The following is an 18,920-nucleotide window of genomic DNA, read 5'->3' on the forward strand; positions in this document are numbered from 1 at the left end:
GGAAAGGCGGTTAGCGATTTGAAGCTGTGGAACATGGAACCCCATTACCAGGATGACAAGGACAACAAGCGCAAACCTAAATCAATCGACAACAAACGCTTTATCCAATATCGAAGGTGGTCTGCCTCCGTCATCGTAACGGCACTCCTGTGGTTCAGCACGACCCACCCGCAGGCAGGCATGGCTGCGGCTCGTGAAGCAGACACCCCCAATCCTGCGAGCGCCGTCCGTGCGGCAGACGCTCTGCTTGCAGTCCAGTCTGCATCCAGCCTCGCCTACAGCAGCGCCCGGGCTCAAGTACCGGAAAGTTTGGTAGACTTTGCAGAACAGACCGTGGATCAACTATCGGTGCATGCGCCATTTACTGCCTGGGACGGAGCAGAGCTGGAATTCACCCCACTTGGTCCGGGCACCCACGGCTGGCTGGTCACGATTTCCGATCAGGGACTGCCTCAGGGCTACATGATTATCAGCGCAGGAGAAGACGGTGGATATATCTTGAGCGAATACGGGATCGGCTCCACCCTTCCCTACAGTCAAGCACCGCTGAATGAACGGCTTGCGGCCGAGGGATTTCTGAAGGCCGGCGGATCTTTGCCGAAGGGAAGCAGCGTGCGCAAGCTGTATGACGTATCCCCTGTCTGGCAGGTTCAGCTTCCCGGCAAGAAGCCGGTTTATATCAGTGCACTGAATAGCGAAGTCCTTCCGGAAGAACTCAGGCAGACAACGACGGCGGTCAAGCCGGCATCGGCTTCGATGCCGGCGGCAAGCAAGGGATTGGTAACTTCATCCGCTCGCTGGATTGCCGGAGCGCCAACCATTGCAGCCGGCGATGCCCGGGATCCTTACGATAATCTGCTGTGGCTGACCTCAAGCAATCTGACGGCCCGAAGCAGTGCCGATCTGCGTAAATTGCTGCAGGAGCACTCCAGCCTGATATTCAAGTCCAAAAATAGCAACGCCGCTTTCGGAGCCCCTTTTACCTTAAACGGGTGGCACCGCTGGTCGACAGGGATTCAGAAGCATTCGGCAGCGCTCTATGTGTCGGTTCCATTGCGGAACACAGATACCTTCCGCTTCCTGCCGGCATCCCGCTTGATCGGACAAGGCCAGTTCTATGCTCAACCCAAATGACGCGAAAGTACAAGTAAGCGGGCTAACAAGTCCGTCATTCATGCGAACCAACCATAAGCCCTCATGCCTTCAGCATCCCAGACGGACAAAAGGACGCGGCCCTGATCAGGGCTCGCGTCCTTCATCGTTTCACCTGTTTTTTTCAGTGCGTACTTCCGTACTTCCAAGCTTAGGCTGCCAGCCAATACAATGCAAAAACATGCCCCAAGTCTGGCATCTGGCTGCACAGGGTGCCGTGCGCACGCTGTACAATAGCTGATTTCGTTAAGGAACATACAGCAAATGAACAGCAGCAGCTTTACTTTTGCCTTTTTTTGCGCTTGGAGGATACGTCGTCTTTCCACAGCGACATGGAGAACGGAATCATGCCGAACCACCTTGTGGTCCAGGATTCCTTCACCTTCGCCCTGCGCCGAACTTCCTTAGGCGTATCTATATAGTTAACCACGCGTTCGGTAATATATTTGATCAATTCATCTCCGCTTGCCATACGAATCAACTCCTTATGGTTTATCCGCTTCCCAGTATCAGTGTGCTCCATTCCGACCGATTCTAGACTCCTGTTTAACGGCATGATTTTTCTGCCTAATGCACATTCTAATAAAGCCGAAATTTTACGTGAAAGAAGGAATCCATCATGATTAAGTCAGCAGGAGTATGTTTGCTTCTCTTGACGCTGGTACTCCCCGGTTCTGTCACGGAAGCAAGCCCAGTAAAGAAGCAGGCCCTGATGCTTCCAGCACATGCCGTTCATCCGAAAGTGATGCCGGCAGCCCAGCTTATGTTCGAAACGCCGGAATCAACCCATTCCTCAGGACGGGAAATCGACCAATCACAGCTTAAACACCTCCACCCATTTGCACATGATGTCGTGCTGATCGATGTGGGCCATGGCGGAATCGACGGCGGAACGTCGCATGGAGACATTCTCGAAAAAGATATCAATCTGGCCATTTCACGCAGACTGTTCATGCTGCTGCGCAAGGAAGGCTATCATGCCGTGCTGAATCGCGACGCCGATTACGAGCTAAGCGACGATAACCGCTGGCATCGAAGCTCCTCCAGGCATCGCCGCGATCTGTCGCAGCGCAAGCAGCTCAGCAGCGAAATCCCGACCAAGCTGGTAGTCAGCGTTCACGTGAATTGGGGAAAAAATGCGTCCAAGCGCGGCGGCATCGTACTGCATCAATCCGAGGGCCGAAGCACCTTGCTCGCGGAAACCATTCAGGAACAATTGAATTTGGTATATCGCAGCAACAATGGCATCATGGTAGGCAAGCCTTATTATCTGCTTAATCAAACCCAAGTACCTGCCGTCATCGTGGAAACCGGCTTCCTCAGCAATATCGAGGACCGGAAATTATTGACTAGCCGTAACGGCCAAATGATGATTGCCGAAGCCATTGCTGACGGGATTATCAGTTATTTAACAGCTCTTTAAATAGGAGCTGTTTTTTGTTGGGCGCCTGGCCTATAGAATCCTGATTCCAGGCCTTCGAACCCATTTTTACGTCATAAAAACTAACATCAATATGAAAAAAGCATCATTTTTTTCAAAATTTTTAGTCAATTTTTCCGAAAATTATGGTAGTATATCTAACATATATAAAGATGGATGAATCAAATGGGAATTGGGGGAGATCGTTATGTTTGACTGGCTTGGGTATCGCCAAGGACTTCCGCTTTGGATTTCATGGCGTCTGAATCGTAAATTGAAGGAAGACATCGAAGACATATTCGAAGGCATTGCCGAGACGCGCAAAGAGCTGCTGTTCTCCTGGAGCCATGAATATTGGGGACATCTGGATCGACTGAAGGAGCAGCTGGACAAGGACAAGCCCCATGGTTCATCAGTCGGCGGCGAGCATTCTCATCTCTTCTCTACTAGTGCCCCATTGAGCCAGGAGCAGCTCTTCTCCGCTTTGTACTCGCGCGCTGCCGATTTCACGGAATTATTCTTGCTGAACCCTTCGGGTGAGGTCACGTACTCTACATACGCTCCGCACGTTGGAACCAGCTACAGCAAGAGCAGTCCATTGGGACAGGCAATCATTCATCTCGCCGGCTCGGATACCGGCAAATTGCTCTTCGGGCCGTATGCGGATTCCGTCACGTTCACTATCGGTCCCCGCTCCTCTGCTTTTCACGACAAAATGACGCTGCTGTTCATGAATGCCGTTTACGTCGACGATACGTTCGCCGGCATCCTCTGCGGCCGGGTGCCAAACGACGTGATCGGGGATTTAATTCAGCGGGAATCCGGCCACGTCTATCCCGATTCCGGCGACAACTATATATTCATGGCCAAGCCCGAGATGAATCGCCATATTGCTCCGGGCACGGCCCTTTCCAGAAGCCGCTTTGAAGACCGGACCTTCACACACGGGGAGAACCTGAAGGACGGCGTCACGACCGACTGGGGGACCGTGTCGGTTCAGGAACATACGGAGCTGGAGCTGATGTTCACCGACCCGGCAACGGGTCAGCTTCATCCAGGCGTAGCCAACACCATCGCGAACGGAAGCAATCTGTTCGTGTCCTTTCCGGGCTATTCCGATTACCGCCACATCCCGGTAATCGGCAAAGGCGTGACGTTCCGCCTGCCCCATTGTCCGGATGTTTGGGGGATGATGTGCGAAGGGGACCTCGAAGAGGTTTACCGCATTCGCGGCATCCGCTTCAGACATGCCAAACTCCATGGCTTGTTTACCCTTATCTCGAGCCTCCTGACGGCTGTCTTTGTTTTTATTACGGCTGTTTATTTATCCCCGGCATTCGCAGCCACGGCGGGAGGGTTAGCTTGCTTGGTCACCGGCTTTTTCACCTCTTCCCTGGTCGGCCGTAAAGAAATCGGGCGAATCGCGGATCGTCTTCGCAGCCTCAACCGCTTCATCCGCATGAATGCCGAGGGCAGCGGAGATCTGACGCAGCGGCTGGACCCTCGCCAATTCGATCAGGATGAAACGCGCGAATTAGCCAAATGGATCAACAATATGATCGATTCGCTGGAAAGCATCATGATGCAGGTGAAGTTGACGGCAGGCGACGTTTCCTCCAGCCAACAGGTAATGAACGACACCACCGCCGTCACCGTTACTTCCGCACGGCGTGTCAGCAGCAACATTAGCGAGATGATCCGCAGCATGCGCAGCCAGCTGCAGGATATCGATGCCGTGAAGGACAGCGCGGAACGGATGCGGGAGACGCTCCGCCAGCTGGAACGGCAAGCAAATGAGCAGATTGATGTGGCCAAGAATGAAGTCGTCCGGATCGGAGACAAGATGTCTCATATTTCTGCGAAAGTCGAGGAAACCAATCAGACCATCCGCACGTTCATGGGAACCGTTCAGGAAGTTACAGGCGTACTGCACGCGATCGAACAAATATCCTCCCAAACCCATTTGCTGGCCCTGAATGCTTCCATTGAAGCGGCACGGGTCGGAGAACACGGACAAGGTTTTGCCGTCGTTGCAACCGAAATCCGCAAGCTGTCCGAACTGACCAGACAGTCCACGGAAGAGGTCCACCGGATTATCGGCCATATCTATCAGGACGCCCAGCACGCCGTGCTCTCGATGAAGGAAGGGACCCGGGTCGTGGAAGAAGGAAACCTGCTGGTTTCCGCGGCTTCCGAGCTGCTTGCCGCCGCAGCCGAAGACGATCTGCGCAAGCACCAGGCCGTAGATGAAGTGGTTCAGCTGATGGAGAAAATCGCTTCGGTCAGCAAGGAGAACCGAAAGATTTCCAAGGATGTGGAGAGCAAAGTGCAGGAGCTGTCGCAGGAAATCGAAAGCGTAAGGTACACCTCAGGCAATGTCGAAGCCATAGCGAAATCGATGCAGCAGCTGGTAGGTCAATTCAAACTCACCGATGCCCGCATCCGATAATATAGCGCAACATATAAACAGCCTTCCAAGCATGAAACTCGGAATCACCGGGACTCTTGCGCGGAAGGCCGTTCGTTTTATATTCATACCCGGTCTCGGCTGATATTTAACGTTTGGACATTCCATCGGTCTCGTCACTCGATTCCGGACCTGTTTCGGGGCTCAAGGAAGATCTAATACGAGCGCAGCGGATCAGGCCGCCAGCTTGAGTGCTCCCTGACGAGATCGCTGATCCCGACGAACTCCACCTTTTTTTGCAGTTCCGGGATCGTGCCTTTCAGCGCCTCTGCCGTCCGGATTCCATATACGCCAACATGGCCGATTGCAATGCAGGAAGTTCTCTCTTCCGCATGCTGCGCCGCGGTCTGCAGCTGCTTGCTCACATGCTGAACGGTATGAACGTCATCCAGGAAGATATCGTTGGCGATGGACGGCATTCCCTTCTTCGCTGCCAGTTTGCCGACTACGCTGTAGTAATTCGTTTTGCTGTCGATGAAAAACAGCCCTCTCTCCCTACAAACGTCGAGCACGATGGACATGACCCGTTCATCCCCGGTAACCTTGGAGCCCATGTGATTATTAATCCCAACGGCATAAGGAACCGAATCGATTGCCTCCTCCATGCGTTTACGAATTTCCTCATCGGTGAGCGAACTTAAGATAGCACCCGGTCCAAGCCAGGAAGACCGGCCCTGCTTAGGCTCCATGGGCATATGAATAATGACGTCATGCCCTTGCTGGTGCGCGGCCTCGGCATCTTTCTTGCTCGTCGGCAAAAACGGCATCACGGCCACCGTGATTTTGACAGGCAGATTAAGCATTTCCTCGGTCCCTTTCTGATCATTGCCAAAATCATCGATAATGACGGCCAGCTTATTCGGCTTCTTTTCCTGGCCGGATCTGCTGTGATCGGATTCTTCGTGCATTTTTCGAGTATCATGGTTGAACGAATCAGGAGCATTGACCACCCCCGCCCCGTATCCGATCTGTGCTCCGTTCGAGATCCCCCATACCAAACACAGCAAGATAATCGATTTTCTATATCTTTTCCGCATTGTTACGCCCCTTTCCACTCATCGTCATGATAGCCTTACCTAACCGTATTGTTTGAGAAAAGCTACTCAAATATGTAATTACAGGCATAAATGTTAATCAGTAATCCTCCGCTTCCGCAATCACCTGCAGCGCATTTCCGACGGACTGCAGAAGATTGCCGGCCACCGTAAGATCGTTGGCTCTCCTATTCGTTTCGTGCCGCAGAGGTCAGCGGTAATTTCGGCCTCTGCCGCATTGGCTATCGATTGCATCGAACAGTCCCATAGAATTCCAAAGCAAAAAAGCTCGTAAACTGCAAGAACAGTTTACGAGCTTTCTCATTAGATGCGGTCGAGAGGACTCGAACCTCCACGGGGGTAAGCCCACACGGACCTGAACCGTGCGCGTCTGCCAATTCCGCCACGACCGCATGTATGTTGACCACCTTCGAGCCAAGCTCTTATCAGCGGCGACAAGATATATAATATCACGCTAAATAAATCGAGTCAACACTTTTTTTGAACTTGATTAAAAACCTTGTTTTCGGTTAAAATAGGAACATAAGTTCTCATTCAATATCCATTTTCTATATAAAGGCGGTGATGTTGATGGCCATTCAGGCTGTTACAACGGAAGAACGGGCGTTGATCAAGAGTTACCTGCTGCTGATGTTCATTCATAAAGTGTTTGAACGGGATTGCCGGATCATTCAGGAGAGCGGGGTATTCAAAACCCCTCAATTGTACGTAGAGGTTGTAGGAAACGGCGCCAAACGTGCTGCAGTGCTTCTTCGCGAGGTGAAGCAGGAATTCACCAAGCGGGCGATCAAGGTATATGACATCGGGCAAAGCAAGGACGGGATTCAGGCACGATATGCTTGCCGGGGGTACATTGGGTCGATGAACATTCTATGGCCATCCTTCCGTGAGGAGATGATGGATCGCATGCGAGCGTATCTCGGACTGGTTCCGCCTGAGAGCGATTCCTCCGAGCAAGCCCATCCTCCTGCCGCTGCTTTCGCGCGCTAACATCGCCGTTCCTTAAACGAAAGAATAACCGCCTCCCCGGCTGTATTAGCGCTGCGGAGAGACGGTTATTTTGTATCACGGATCAATGAAGGTTATGCTGCACGCGGGTCAGTCCCTGCGAGAGAGCATGTCCCGCGCTGGCGGCAGACGCCACGGCTACGGCCTCCATGATCTGAGCATCCGAGGCTCCCTTGGCACGGGCTTCCTCCATATGGTAGAAGGTACACAGCTCATTGTTGGCAAACAATCCGATCCCAAGCGCGATCAGCTGCTTCGTTCTCGCATCCAGCTCGCCATCCTGAAAGCAAACGCCGGTGAACTGATGATACGCTTCTGCCATGTCCGGCATGCTCTGCTTCAAATTCTGAATTTCATTCTTGTATGCCGAGACCTTGTCATTGGACATTTCCATAACCAAAAGCACCTCTTCCCAAAAAAATAGTTCCGAGGTTAAGTTGTCCGACGAATTCGAGATCTATGCTTATTCTTCGACCGGGCTGACTCTTGGCTCTTTTTTGAGCTGGTAGCTGTAGCGCCGATCCAGTTTAACGACCCGCCGGTTTCTGCGGCGGATGATAACCTGCTCCGGGTCCCAGGCTACGACGAACCCTATAATGTCATTGGTCTCCAGCCCATCCCGCACAACCCGGACCAGTTCGCCGGAGATCCGCAGCTCATCGAGTCTTTCATCGCTGATCATCGCCATGCCTCCTTCATCACTTACTGTGCAAAAAAAGACCTAAATGAAATCATTTAGGTCTTTTGAATGCGTTGCGATATCGACAAACATCCCGATTAAGAGATGTTCTATATACCCATTAACGCTGAGCCGGCTCGATGCTGTCATTCTTCTCGTACCAATAATCCAGCACGGTGGAAGACATGACGCGCTTCTCGATATATTCGACCTGCTGAGGCGTAAACTGTTCCTTCCATTCGAAGGAAACCTCCTCGCACAATCCGGCAATCGTCAGCAGTTCTGACCAGGCAACATAGCGTTTGTACCAGAAGAACTGAGGATGTTCAATCATATAGGGATATAGATCATCAAACTCCGTATGTTTACAATCCAAAGCACGTTCAAAATGTACCTTCGCTTCATTCAGCTTCTCAATCAAAAACGGCTCGGTTACAGGTTGTTTCCCCATGTTGCTGCCTCCTCTCTCTTGCCTACCTCTTTATTATAAGCGAAAATCACGGAGGCGAAAAGATTTAGTTGAGATTTTAGGCGGAAATCCCATTATCATTCACTTCAAATTACCATTTTTTCTATTCGTTTAGACTAGGGTACAACCGTTCATGACCTAAGACCCGGCCCGTGACAATCGGTCGAAGACAAGCCTAAGGAAACCCTAAGTTTTAGCTGAACGAAATCTTCCCATCCTCAAGCGACGATATGGTGACAAGCGATTCCACGTGAACATGCTGTTCGCGCAGCGTTCTCGCCCCGGCTTGGAAACTCTTTTCGATCACGACGCCAAGCCCGATTAATTCCGCCCCGGCCCGATCAATGATTTTGATCAGCCCTCTCGCGGCGTCTCCGTTTGCAATAATGTCATCGATGAAGAGCACTTTATCGCCCTCGCCGATAAACTGGCGCGACACCATGATATCCGTGACAATGCCTTTGGTGAAAGACGGCACCCGCTCGCACAAGGCGTCTGGATCGGCGAGCAGCGTTTTTTTGCGCCGGGCGAATACCATGGGGACTCCCAATTCAAGCGCTGCGGCAAAGGCAACCGATATGCCGGAGGATTCCAGCGTAACGACCTTGGTCACGCCGCTCTCTTTAAATCTCGCCGCAAATTCCCGGCCCATGTCCATAATCAATGCCGGATCAACCTGATGCGTCAGCAGGGCATCCAGCTTCAGCACCTGATCCGACAACACGACGCCTTCTTTAACAATCCGCTCCTTTAACCAATCCATCCCAAAGACCTCCCATGATTCCTTTGTCGTAAAAGTAACATATTCCTCCCTGTACGGCAAGTACAAACGGATGCTCCGTCATTTAACTTGCTAGTTCCCGTCATAATTCCTGACATAGCTTTCCGCTTGCTTGGCGCTATGCGTCCAAATCCCCTCCAGTCGAAGGCCTTGGACAGGTAGAAGTCATGTCCCGGCTCAGCCAAGCATACCTTGTACTATGCAGATATTAACTTTCAAGGGGGACGCGAGGCTTGCGTAATTTTATGCGTGTTTTACAGATCGCCTTTACATATATCGGAACCGTCGTTGGCGCTGGCTTTGCTACCGGCCGGGAAATCCTTCAATTCTTTACCCAGTACGGCCACTGGGCTACACTGACCATTGTGCTTACGACGGGATTGTTCATCTGGCTCGGCACGAAAATCATGACGATATCGAGGCGGATCGGAGCCAAATCCTTTGAGGATTTGAACAAATTCCTGTTTGGCGAGAAAGCCGGCGTCTGGATCAGCCTCTTCATGTTTGTCATTCTGCTCGGGGTGAACAGCATCATGCTTGCCGGTGCCGGTTCCGTGTTTGTGGAGCATCTGAATTTGAGTTATCAAACCGGATTGTTTGTCACGATGATCGGGACTTATTTTATTCTCAGAAAAGGCATCCAGTCCATCATGACGATGAACAGTCTCGTCGTGCCCATGATGCTGACCTTATCGGTGGCGGTGATCTCTCAAACGCTTCAGTCCCCGGGCGCTACCCGTTTTTTAACCTTGACCACCGACCACAGCCTGCCTTCGGTTTGGCTTGCGCCGCTGCTCTACACCGCCTTTAACCTGGTGATGGCGATGCCGGTGCTGGTCCCGCTCGGCAGCCAGACCGAAAGCGTGCGAACCGTAACCTGGGGAGGCATCATTGGAGGGACGGGCGTAGGGTTTATGCTGATGGCGGCGCATTTTGCGATGTCCGCCCATATGCCCGGCATTAGCCAATACGAGATTCCGATGGGCAGCATCGCCAACCAGCTGGGCTGGTTTGTACAGATCATCTATCTCATCCTCATCTTCCTAGAAATTTTCAGCACCTTCGTTGCCAATATTTACGGCATCACCCTGCAGGTTCAGCAGCGAACCTCGCTCTCCCCGAGAGTGATCACCCTTGGCATCATGGTGTTCTGTTATTTCTTCAGCCAGTTCGGCTTCAGCTCCCTGCTTTCTCTGCTCTATCCGATGTTCGGGGGATTGTGCCTGCTCTGGGTGCTCCGGCTGACTTTATTCGGAACACCTGAAATCAGGGGTAAATAAAAGGGCTCTCCCAAAGGTGCGTAACGCCTGCCTTTGGGGAGCCCTGTCTTATGGCTGCATCGGGATGAGCCGTGCATCCGGCATGAGTTCCATCGTCTGCTCGGCGACATGTCGATGACACGTCATCATGACAACCTGCCGGTTACGGGACAGCTCCAGGATAGCCCCGAGCGCATGCCGCAGCCGATCGCCGTCAAAATTAACGAACAGATCATCAAGCAGCAGCGGCAGGCCCGCCGCATGCGGCATCGATTGGATCAACCCGAGCCGCATGGCCAAATATAGCTGCTCCGCCGTTCCCCGGCTCAATCGGCTGCTCTCCACCAGCTCGCCCGTCGGGCGCTCGGCCAGCAGGCTCTGGTCTCCCAAGCGCATCACAACCCTGCTATACGCACCGCCGGTCAGCATCGAGAAGAACCGGGAAGCCAGCTGCAGCACCTGCGGCTGCTTTTTCTTCCTCGTACAAACGCCTCGTGCGTTTGATAAACTCGGAGGCCATCGAACGCACCGCATATTGGGACACGATTTCCCGCAGGGCGGATCGGTGCTCCTCCAGCTGCTGCAGGGCATAATCCTGATTGCCAGCCGATTCCAGCGACTCCCTCTCCTGAAGCAGCCGCCCGCGCCGTTCCTGCAGCTCGTCCCTTAGGCTGTGCGCGGCCGATGCGGCCTCCTCCTTCTCGACGCACTGAGCTTCGAGCTCGGCAGCGTCGGTGAGCTCAAGCAGTTGCACCAGCCGCCTGCGGCCCGTTTCATCCCATCCGCTGAACATGGTAATTTCATGATGGCGGATCGTGCGGACAAGCTCCTCCCTGCGCTTGGCGGCGGCTCCCATGCGAAGAAAGGTTTCCTCGTCCGCCGATCGGGACGTGGCGAGTAATGCCGCTTTGCGCTGCTGCAGCCCTTCCCGCTCCTCTTCCATCGCAGCCGCCTCTTTGCGCAGCTCCTGGATGCGCTCGGATAGGACTTTACGCTGCCTTGAATCCTCTTGGTACGCCTTCCAACGGGAATGGATGCCGCTAAGCTCAGCAACGCCCGGATTTCGGTTGCCGTCAGGGTCGGCTTCGGGATCCGCCGCAATGATCTCATGGCATTGGACGATATAATCCTCGGCCTCTCTTAACAGGACATCCATCTTCAGACCAATCGATTTTTGCTGGCGGATCAGCTCCTGTCCCTGCTCAACCTTCACGAATACATCCAGCATCACGTCAGGCGACAGACTCTGCGGGAGTGACCGGGACATCAGCCAGGACTCCCACTGCCGTTCCAGCTCCAAATACCGCTTCTCTTCCTGCTCGATGGCGCTATGGATCGTTTTTAATTCAGCCGCCTGCAGGGCAGACTTCTCCTCAGCCGCCGCACAATCAGACGTCAATCGATCGAGCCGCTGCCGCCAGGCTTGCCAGCCCTCCATCACGGACCGAAGCTCGCGCATTCTCGCCTCCACCATGAGGGGGTCACGAGTCAAAACAGCGTTTCGATCCCTTCGGCTGCCCGGAATCGTGCTCCCTGTTGCCGCGGCATAGGGAGCTGAGACCAGACTGGAGTATAGATGGTCCACATGTTCCGTTCCCTGACCGTCCAGCATGGAAGTGCCTTCCGAAGCTTCTTCCTGAATCTCGCGCCCGCGTTGAGCGCTCCAGTATATATATCCCATACCAAGCAGCATCACGATGCCCGAGACCACGGCGGCTTCCGCGGCTCCCGTCCATAACAACACGGCTGCAAGCAGCAGCGTCATGACCGCCATGCCCGATAGCAGCCCCGCATACATCCGGGGGAGTCGTCCTCTCCCCGGCCGGCGTGTCGAAACAGGCACGGGCTCGGCACCGGACAGTCTGCGCTCGCGCCAACGCTCGATTTCCAGCTGCAGCTGATTCCACAGCGCAGCCGTCTCCTGCGGCGCAGCAGGCTTAATCATCGCAAAGGCCTCCTGGCCCCGCTCCGACTCCTCGCGCAGCTGGCGCCTTGCTTCCCGCAGCGTCGATTCGGCTGCAGCCGCCGAGCGCTGGGCCCCGCGCTGTTCAATGAACAGCGCCTCCATCCGGCGATCGTACCCGGCAAAGGCAGCACCGATCCGCCGTACCTCCTCGCGGTCTGAGGCGGACACCGGCAACGACAGCAGCTCTTGCCGGGTCCATGCCGGATCGATATCCCGGAGCAGCTGCTCCAGCCGGTTTTCCTGAGCTTTATATTCGGCCGTAAGCTCGGCAAGCTCGCGGTTCCCGGCTTCATGTAGACTTCGTTTTGCCCACAGCTCCTCAATCCGCTCGCCGTATTGTTCCAAGAAATCGTTCACGGGTAGAGCCCCCAGTTTATCCTCCGCATCCTCGATCGCCTGCTCTACGCGGATGGACTGGGCATGAAGGACCCGCTCTTCCTCCAGTATCTTCTCATAACGGGGCATTCCATCCGGGGGGAAATGGCTGCTGTCCATCAGATCCTTCAATTCAACCCCGGCCTCTTGCCATTCCAGCCAAGCCGGACGGATGTCCAGCGCTTTGCGAAGCAGCGATAAATCCTCGCCGGTCCTGGCACGTTCCTGCTCCAGCAAGTTTAAACGGCGCTCTATTTCCAGAATGGAGCTTACGACCTCGTTATAGCGGGATACGTAAGCCCGGCTGTCTGCAACCCGGGTTCTTAAATCCTCGATGGACTGCAGCAGCTTGGCTGTCTGCTGTACCTTCCCGCGAGGCTTATACAGCTTGTCCATTTCTTGGGACAGCTTGCGTTCGGCCTCCAGGATGTTGGCTCCGCCGCCGATCCCGGCATGGAACAGGTAGCCGCTCATCTCGGCGGAGTGCAGACCGCGGATTTCCTGCAGTTCGCTTAACGAGATGGCAAACAGCTGGCGAAACATGTCCCTGGACACGCCGCCCAAAGCGTATTGTTCCAGCTCCTGCTGCCCGAGCTCGATCACGACCCCATTATCCGCTTGTTTATGAATATGTACACGTTCGCCCTTGCCGGAGGCGGCATTCCCTTCCCTGGACCGGTTACAGCGCCGGACCACCCAAGGTATCCCCTCCTTATCAAGAAAACGCAGCTCGCCTCCGTGAACGCCTTCCCCGGAGGGCTCTCCGCGTTCCGCCGGCGAGCCCTTGCCCGGAAACCCGTAGAGCATGGCGCTGATAAAATGCAGGACCGTGCTCTTCCCCGCTTCATTCGGCCCATACAGCACGGTTACGGGGGCATCGATGGAAATGCTCATGTCCCGGACGGCTCCGAATCCTTGTATGTTCATCCGTTCCAGCCTCATCTTCCGGCACCTTCCTCCCGCGAACGGTCGCGCAGCAATAACCCTAAAGTCAGCTCCTCCGCCCTGCGAACCCAGTCCAGCATTTCCTCCGGGCTCGTCTCGTCAAGCAACGAGCGGATCTCCGCATGTTCCATAAGAGGCTCCAAACCCTTGGCAACAACCCCGTCCGGATCATGAATTCGTTCCTGCTCCTTCCGGACAAGGCGAAGCAAGTCCCCCGTGAAGCTGTCTTCCGCCAACAGCCTCTCCGTATCGATCGCATCCCCGGATTGAAGCGAGAAGCTCTCGATCCAGACGCAGCCCCGATAGCCGCATGTCTTGCCCTTTGCGGCCTCTCTTCTCCGCAGATCGGTCAGCAGCTCGTCCAGCACGTATCCGCCCTCTAGCTGACGGTGAACCGGACTTCGTCCCGTAACCCGAACGCGGATCATGCTTAGCCGATCCGCGTTGGCTCTGGCTGTATCGGTGAGGATGGACTCCAGGGAGCGTCGCCAGTCGTCGACGTCCCGGCAAGCATCGATAGGCGCTTCAACGACGTTCCATCGCATCGAATCGAGCTCATGGAAGCTGAGCTTCGTGTTAAAGCTGCCGTCCACATCGACGACGTAACAACCCTTCGGGCCCGTCTCCCGGACATGGCGTCCCTGGATATTGCCCGGGTACACGATATAAGGAGATTCCTGCAGGGTGCGGCGGGAGTGGATATGCCCGAGCGCCCAGTAGTGGAATCCGGCCTGAACCAGCTCCCTTTTCGTACAGGGAGCATAGGTTTCGTGCTGGGGATCTCCGTCCACGTTCGCATGGAGAAGCCCGATATGATAGAGCCCCGGTGATGGAGCGGGATAACGGATCGCAATATTATCCGTGACCTTCGAGGTCGGATACGACATGCCGGCGATGACCGCCACTTCTTGTTGGTCCGAACGGCGAACAGCCGTTACGGCTGCAGGCTCCGCTCCAAACACATGGACATGGGAGGGAAGCGTCATGGACAGCTTCGTGCTGTCGAGCGGATCATGATTGCCGTGGATCACATAAACCGCGATCCCTTCCCGCCCCAAGCGGTTGAGGGAATCCAGGAAGCGAAGCTGGGCCCGCAGCGAAATGTTGGAGCTGTCGTAGACGTCTCCGCTGATGACGATAAAATCAACCTGCTCCCCGATGGCGAGCTCCACAAGCCGCTCCAGCGCACGGAAGGTCGATTCCTGAACGAAAGACCGCAGATCGTCATCGAGTCCGCTGATTCCGATAAACGGACTGTCCAGATGCAAATCCGCAGCGTGAATAAATCGAAAAGAAGCCATAACCGATCCCTAACTCTCTATCTGGGGTTGAAATTTCAAATACATTTTTTTCAGTTCGTTCACGGATCTGGACAAGGAGTATTGGTTCTTTGCCTTATCCGAAGCGGTCCGGGCCAGCTCGTAACGATAGAGCGGATCGCTGATGACCTTCTCGAGCGCCACGCTGAGCGCCATCGGATCTTCAGGCGGTACAAGCAAACCGTTGACCCCGTCCTCAATCTGCTCGGCGATGCCGCCGACGTCGGTCCCTACCAAGGCGAGACAGCTGAGCGCCGCTTCCGCGAACACCGATCCGAACGCCTCTGCTCTCGAAGGCAGGACAAAGATGTCAAAGAACGGCATGAACTCCTCCGGATGCAGCGTATAGCCGTAAAAAATCGTCTCCTGGTAGATGCCCAGCGTTTTGGCCATCTCCTCGAGCTCCTGGCGGGAAGGTCCGTCGCCGATAATATGAAGGACGTAATCATATCCCTTCCGTTTTAGTTCCGCGCAGGCCTGGAGCAGAATATCCAATCCTTTTGCAGGCACCAAACGGCATACCGTAATCAGCTGAGGCACCGCATTTTCATGGGGAACGGGCTTGAATCTCTTATCATCGAATCCGTTATGGATGACGCCGATCGATTCGGGCGTGTTCACGTAGGGAGACATATACGCCTTGAAGGAGTTTGACACGGTCAGCAGCCGGTCGCTGATATGCTCCAGCTCCTTGTACAAAGACACCAGGAACCGGTGTTCCAGCCCTCCCTCCTTGATTCTTCCGTTGAGGATCAGCTCGCGCTCGTAACTGGAGTGCACGGTTTGGATGAGCGGCACCTCGGGAAATACGGCTTTCATCGACATGCCTGCGATCGGATGATGACTATGGATAAGATCATAAGGCTTTTGAATGCGCAGACGGGTCCACCACAGATAATCCCGGTAGGTTTGAAGGTATTTGGCCACGATCGGGCTCCCTTCGAACTCTCTCCAATCAAACGTGTGGAATATCGGATCCTCCTGGCCTTTATTGCGGATCCGCTTAGGCAGCCAGAACATTTCCATCTCCCAACGGGAGGAATGAAAGCGCTCCTGCAAATATGGAATCATGGACGAGACGCCGCCCGGCTGTTCAGGAGGGAAGAATAATGCCTGAAGAAGTTTCATGGGGATCCCCCTTTCTCTAAATCTCTTTTCAGATTCTTTTTCGATATGATATATTAGAACATATGTTTCATGCAAAGGAAACCTATCCCTATTCAGGAGTGAATCGATTTGTCCTATGAATTGAACTACTGGTCCACTTCTCCACTACCCACCATATTTGCCGTGTGCGGAGCTTATATCGCTCTCATGATGCTGATCATGTGTCTCTTTATGTACAGCAAGCAACGCAAGAATGCTTACATATATATGGCGGCAGCTTTCTTCTTCATTATGACATACGAGGGCCTGAACATCCATTCGGCATGGACGGGAAAACCTGTTTTCTCACCGGAGTCGGACGTTCTGCGTTTCATCCAGCTTTTTTCGTTCGTTCTGCTGAACATCTCGGTTGTCATGCTGTACCGCAAAATCAAAACCATGCATTATTTGCTTCCCTTGTTGTCGGCCGCACTGCTTATGCTTCCATTCATGCTTCCCTCATTCCTTCCATACACCCTTGACCGGATATGGCAAAGCATATATTTTGACGTGCTGCAGCTCGCTGCGCTCTACCTGGCCTACACGCAAGTAACCCCGCGGATCGGACAGCCGATCAAATACGCGCTCGGGCTTGCCGTTTACGTCATCTGGACGATTCTGCAAGCGGTACATACCTATTCCGGCAGCCTGTCGCCTGCGCTTCAGGGACTGGCGCTCGCGCTGCCTGTGCTCTTTTACAGCATCGTGTTCTTCATTCTGTTTAGGCGCATCGTGGAGCTGATGCAGTCCATTTACCGGTCCGCCATTACGGACGGATTAACCGGGCTTTACAACCGCAGGCACTTTATGAAGCATTTGGACCATTACGCGGCGCAGGAGCTGAAGATATCCGCCATCTTCTGCGACATCGACAATTTCAAGAAGCTGAATGATACCCAGGGACACGCCAGAGCCGATGAAGTGCTGAAGCAGGTCGCCGCCATTATGGAGGAAGAGCTTGAAGGCATCGGGATTACGGGCCGGTATGGCGGCGAGGAATTGGTCGCCTTGGTCGTTGACCGCAAAGCCAAACCCGCGCAGGTCGCCGAGAAGATCCGAGCCCGAGTGGCGAGCGAGAGCATCGTAACCATCAGTATCGGATACAGCGTGCTGCGCAAAGGCGTTCGCGGCGATGAGCTGATGAAACAGGCGGACAAAGCCATGTATCATTCCAAGACGACCGGCAAAAACAAGGTGTCCGATTACCGGTCCCTCAAAACCGCATCCACCGAACCAACGGAATCCGCCGGATAACACTGGCGCAGACTGCCCACGATATGAAGGGGGCGGTCTTTTTTTGCTTGACATTTCTTTACTCCCCCTGCGGCAACGTGATAAACTAATGACCGATTCCTTAGAGACAAAAGAAGAAATGGGCTCTGAACAGGGATTAACTGCCTTAACGCAGCAACATGAACCTTATTCTAAAGAAGGAGCTATTAACGAATGGGAAAGGAACTATTGCCTGTCGGTTTCGTCACCAGCATGAACGAAATCCTTGGGGATGCCTCATGTGACTTTTGGGACAGCTACGATTCGCCCCGCACTCATGGGCTGCGTCTTAACCGGCTGAAAGCGGTTCATGACGCAGACAGCGTCAAGAAACTCATCCGGGACTTCCAACTGACGCCGGTGTCCTGGTGTGATACCGGATACTATTATGATGAAAGCGTTCGTCCAGGAAAGCACCCTTATCATGCCGCCGGACTATATTATATTCAGGAGCCCTCGGCAATGTCCGCGGTGGAACTGCTGAATCCTCAGCCCGGGGAGACCATCCTGGATCTTGCGGCCGCTCCCGGCGGCAAGACAAGCCATATCGCCTCGAAAATGATGGGCCGGGGACTGCTCGTCTCCAACGAGATCCACCCCGAACGGGCGCGCATTCTGGCCGAGAACGTGGAACGTATGGGAATAACGAATACCGTCGTTACGAGTGCGGCACCGGATCAGCTATCCAGCCGTTTCGTTGCCTGCTTTGACCGGATCATGCTAGATGCGCCATGCTCCGGTGAAGGCATGTTTCGAAAGGATGCCGCTGCAATTGCAGAATGGTCGCCTGAACACGTGGATCTGTGCGTTGCGCGGCAGTGGGACATTGTCCAGGAGGCTTACCGGATGCTCAAGCCAGGCGGAACGTTGGCGTATTCCACCTGTACGTTCAACACGGCGGAAAATGAGGAGATGATCGAGCGCATTCTCTCGCAGTATCCCGATTTGGAACTGCAGCAAATGAAGCGCTTATGGCCACATTTGGAGCGGGGCGAGGGGCATTTTGTTGCCATCTTGGTCAAAACGCCGGCTGCCGAGGCTTACAGCGACGATCAAGAGACCTTTACCAACAGCGGTAAGGCTCAGGCCAAATCAAACCGGGGCGGCAAACAGGCTCCTGCGCTTTCCGCCCTGGCCGACTTTCAAGACTGGGCGAAGCAGGACCTCCCCGGCTTTGAGCTTGGCGGCGGCACGCCGATATTGTTCGGCGAAGAATTATATTGGCTGCCGGTCAGCGAGAGCGTCCCTTGGCACGATAAGCAGCTGAAGGGGCTGAAGATGCCGCGCGCCGGCCTTCATCTGGCCCACCTGAAGAAGAATCGGATCGAGCCGGCTCACGCCCTCGCCATGTCCTTGAACTCAGGCCAAGCCGCCAGAAGCTGGGACCTGCCTTCAGATTCTGCCGAAACGGCTGCTTATTTGCGGGGAGAGGTGATCTCCATTCCTTCCGAATATCGGGGCTGGACTTTGGTGACTACGGACGGACTCCCCCTCGGCTGGGGCAAAGCCAGCGGCGGCCAGCTCAAGAATCACCTGCCCAAGGGGCTGCGCAATCCCAAGTAGCCCCTTTCTAATTCCCCAAAAAGTGGCGAACAGAGAAAGACTGT

Annotated in this window: 17 protein-coding genes and 1 tRNA gene; 7 read left to right on the forward strand and 11 right to left on the reverse strand. The window is 54.3% G+C overall.

Annotation, left to right across the window (positions count from 1 at the left end):
* Positions 1-18 precede the first annotated feature (18 nt).
* Positions 19-1,134 carry a hypothetical protein gene (locus tag P0X86_RS23280; RefSeq protein ID WP_277746592.1) on the forward strand — a complete coding sequence of 372 codons (1,116 nt, stop codon included), beginning with the start codon at positions 19-21 and terminating at the stop codon, positions 1,132-1,134.
* 298 nt (positions 1,135-1,432) lie between these two features.
* Here P0X86_RS23280 and P0X86_RS23285 read toward each other — a convergent pair whose 3' ends face one another.
* Complete coding sequence (locus P0X86_RS23285; protein WP_036660256.1) at positions 1,433-1,624, reverse strand: YqzE family protein; 192 nt, start codon at positions 1,622-1,624, stop codon at positions 1,433-1,435.
* A 147-nt stretch (positions 1,625-1,771) separates the two neighbouring features.
* Here P0X86_RS23285 and P0X86_RS23290 point away from each other — a divergent pair, with 147 nt between their 5' ends.
* Positions 1,772-2,575, forward strand: coding sequence for an N-acetylmuramoyl-L-alanine amidase (locus tag P0X86_RS23290; RefSeq protein WP_277746593.1), 804 nt, complete (start codon positions 1,772-1,774; stop codon positions 2,573-2,575).
* Positions 2,576-2,780: 205 nt separating this feature from the next.
* A complete protein-coding gene (locus tag P0X86_RS23295) occupies positions 2,781-5,021 on the forward strand; it encodes a methyl-accepting chemotaxis protein (RefSeq protein WP_277746594.1) in 2,241 nt (746 codons plus the stop codon).
* A gap of 173 nt (positions 5,022-5,194) precedes the next feature.
* Here P0X86_RS23295 and P0X86_RS23300 read toward each other — a convergent pair whose 3' ends face one another.
* Both P0X86_RS23300 and P0X86_RS23305 read right to left on the reverse strand, forming a co-directional pair.
* Positions 5,195-6,076, reverse strand: a complete 882-nt coding sequence (locus P0X86_RS23300) for a divergent polysaccharide deacetylase family protein (protein ID WP_096776025.1) — start codon at positions 6,074-6,076, stop codon at positions 5,195-5,197.
* A 326-nt stretch (positions 6,077-6,402) separates the two neighbouring features.
* A tRNA-Leu gene (locus P0X86_RS23305) sits at positions 6,403-6,486 on the reverse strand.
* A 178-nt stretch (positions 6,487-6,664) separates the two neighbouring features.
* On the opposite strand from P0X86_RS23305, the gene P0X86_RS23310 reads away from it, so the two are divergent.
* Positions 6,665-7,084 (forward strand): YhjD family protein, encoded by a 420-nt coding sequence (locus P0X86_RS23310; RefSeq protein WP_096776026.1) that lies wholly within the window; start codon positions 6,665-6,667, stop codon positions 7,082-7,084.
* 82 nt (positions 7,085-7,166) lie between these two features.
* On the opposite strand, the gene P0X86_RS23315 is transcribed toward P0X86_RS23310, so the two are convergent.
* The 4 genes from P0X86_RS23315 to P0X86_RS23330 all read right to left on the reverse strand — a co-directional run bounded on the left by P0X86_RS23315 (position 7,167) and on the right by P0X86_RS23330 (position 9,013).
* Positions 7,167-7,496, reverse strand: coding sequence for a carboxymuconolactone decarboxylase family protein (locus P0X86_RS23315; protein ID WP_009594838.1), 330 nt, complete (start codon positions 7,494-7,496; stop codon positions 7,167-7,169).
* Between the two features lie 69 nt (positions 7,497-7,565).
* Positions 7,566-7,784 carry a hypothetical protein gene (locus P0X86_RS23320; protein ID WP_015736661.1) on the reverse strand — a complete coding sequence of 73 codons (219 nt, stop codon included), beginning with the start codon at positions 7,782-7,784 and terminating at the stop codon, positions 7,566-7,568.
* Positions 7,785-7,902: 118 nt separating this feature from the next.
* Positions 7,903-8,232, reverse strand: coding sequence for a hypothetical protein (locus P0X86_RS23325; RefSeq protein WP_009594840.1), 330 nt, complete (start codon positions 8,230-8,232; stop codon positions 7,903-7,905).
* A gap of 211 nt (positions 8,233-8,443) precedes the next feature.
* Entirely contained in the window at positions 8,444-9,013 is a 570-nt protein-coding gene (locus P0X86_RS23330) for a xanthine phosphoribosyltransferase (RefSeq protein ID WP_090909444.1), read from the reverse strand.
* A gap of 251 nt (positions 9,014-9,264) precedes the next feature.
* Here P0X86_RS23330 and P0X86_RS23335 point away from each other — a divergent pair, with 251 nt between their 5' ends.
* Entirely contained in the window at positions 9,265-10,311 is a 1,047-nt protein-coding gene (locus tag P0X86_RS23335) for a YkvI family membrane protein (RefSeq protein ID WP_277746595.1), read from the forward strand.
* A gap of 48 nt (positions 10,312-10,359) precedes the next feature.
* On the opposite strand, the gene P0X86_RS23340 is transcribed toward P0X86_RS23335, so the two are convergent.
* From P0X86_RS23340 to P0X86_RS23355, 4 genes are read right to left on the reverse strand one after another with little or no spacing between them, the layout of a single operon-like run.
* Positions 10,360-10,686, reverse strand: a complete 327-nt coding sequence (locus P0X86_RS23340) for an ATP-binding protein (RefSeq protein ID WP_277746596.1) — start codon at positions 10,684-10,686, stop codon at positions 10,360-10,362.
* Positions 10,687-10,696: 10 nt separating this feature from the next.
* Positions 10,697-13,558, reverse strand: a complete 2,862-nt coding sequence (locus P0X86_RS23345) for an AAA family ATPase (RefSeq protein WP_277746597.1) — start codon at positions 13,556-13,558, stop codon at positions 10,697-10,699.
* 11 nt (positions 13,559-13,569) lie between these two features.
* A complete protein-coding gene (locus P0X86_RS23350) occupies positions 13,570-14,877 on the reverse strand; it encodes a metallophosphoesterase family protein (RefSeq protein ID WP_192571048.1) in 1,308 nt (435 codons plus the stop codon).
* Positions 14,878-14,886: 9 nt separating this feature from the next.
* On the reverse strand, positions 14,887-16,023 hold the full coding sequence (locus P0X86_RS23355) for a glycosyltransferase family 4 protein (protein WP_015736665.1): 1,137 nt from the start codon (positions 16,021-16,023) through the stop codon (positions 14,887-14,889).
* A 108-nt stretch (positions 16,024-16,131) separates the two neighbouring features.
* On the opposite strand from P0X86_RS23355, the gene P0X86_RS23360 reads away from it, so the two are divergent.
* Positions 16,132-17,295, forward strand: a complete 1,164-nt coding sequence (locus P0X86_RS23360; RefSeq protein ID WP_277746598.1) for a GGDEF domain-containing protein — start codon at positions 16,132-16,134, stop codon at positions 17,293-17,295.
* A gap of 192 nt (positions 17,296-17,487) precedes the next feature.
* Positions 17,488-18,876, forward strand: coding sequence for an RsmB/NOP family class I SAM-dependent RNA methyltransferase (locus P0X86_RS23365; protein WP_277746599.1), 1,389 nt, complete (start codon positions 17,488-17,490; stop codon positions 18,874-18,876).
* Positions 18,877-18,920: the final 44 nt, after the last annotated feature.

Origin of the sequence: Paenibacillus sp. BR1-192 (assembly GCF_029542445.1) — a bacterium.
GTDB classification, from domain to species: domain Bacteria; phylum Bacillota; class Bacilli; order Paenibacillales; family Paenibacillaceae; genus Paenibacillus_AQ; species Paenibacillus_AQ lautus_A.

Bases quoted from the DNA above. Each gene is read 5' to 3' on its own strand.
- P0X86_RS23330 (WP_090909444.1), bottom strand. From the start codon at position 9,013: ATGGATTGGTTAAAGGAGCGGATTGTTAAAGAAGGCGTCGTGTTGTCG.
- P0X86_RS23310 (WP_096776026.1), top strand. From the start codon at position 6,665: ATGGCCATTCAGGCTGTTACAACGGAAGAACGGGCGTTGATCAAGAGT.
- P0X86_RS23365 (WP_277746599.1), top strand. From the start codon at position 17,488: ATGGGAAAGGAACTATTGCCTGTCGGTTTCGTCACCAGCATGAACGAA.
- P0X86_RS23345 (WP_277746597.1), bottom strand. From the start codon at position 13,558: ATGAACATACAAGGATTCGGAGCCGTCCGGGACATGAGCATTTCCATC.
- P0X86_RS23325 (WP_009594840.1), bottom strand. From the start codon at position 8,232: ATGGGGAAACAACCTGTAACCGAGCCGTTTTTGATTGAGAAGCTGAAT.
- P0X86_RS23355 (WP_015736665.1), bottom strand. From the start codon at position 16,023: ATGAAACTTCTTCAGGCATTATTCTTCCCTCCTGAACAGCCGGGCGGC.
- P0X86_RS23295 (WP_277746594.1), top strand. From the start codon at position 2,781: ATGTTTGACTGGCTTGGGTATCGCCAAGGACTTCCGCTTTGGATTTCA.
- P0X86_RS23300 (WP_096776025.1), bottom strand. From the start codon at position 6,076: ATGCGGAAAAGATATAGAAAATCGATTATCTTGCTGTGTTTGGTATGG.
- P0X86_RS23315 (WP_009594838.1), bottom strand. From the start codon at position 7,496: ATGGAAATGTCCAATGACAAGGTCTCGGCATACAAGAATGAAATTCAG.
- P0X86_RS23350 (WP_192571048.1), bottom strand. From the start codon at position 14,877: ATGGCTTCTTTTCGATTTATTCACGCTGCGGATTTGCATCTGGACAGT.
- P0X86_RS23290 (WP_277746593.1), top strand. From the start codon at position 1,772: ATGATTAAGTCAGCAGGAGTATGTTTGCTTCTCTTGACGCTGGTACTC.
- P0X86_RS23320 (WP_015736661.1), bottom strand. From the start codon at position 7,784: ATGATCAGCGATGAAAGACTCGATGAGCTGCGGATCTCCGGCGAACTG.
- P0X86_RS23340 (WP_277746596.1), bottom strand. From the start codon at position 10,686: ATGCGCTTGGGAGACCAGAGCCTGCTGGCCGAGCGCCCGACGGGCGAG.
- P0X86_RS23285 (WP_036660256.1), bottom strand. From the start codon at position 1,624: ATGGCAAGCGGAGATGAATTGATCAAATATATTACCGAACGCGTGGTT.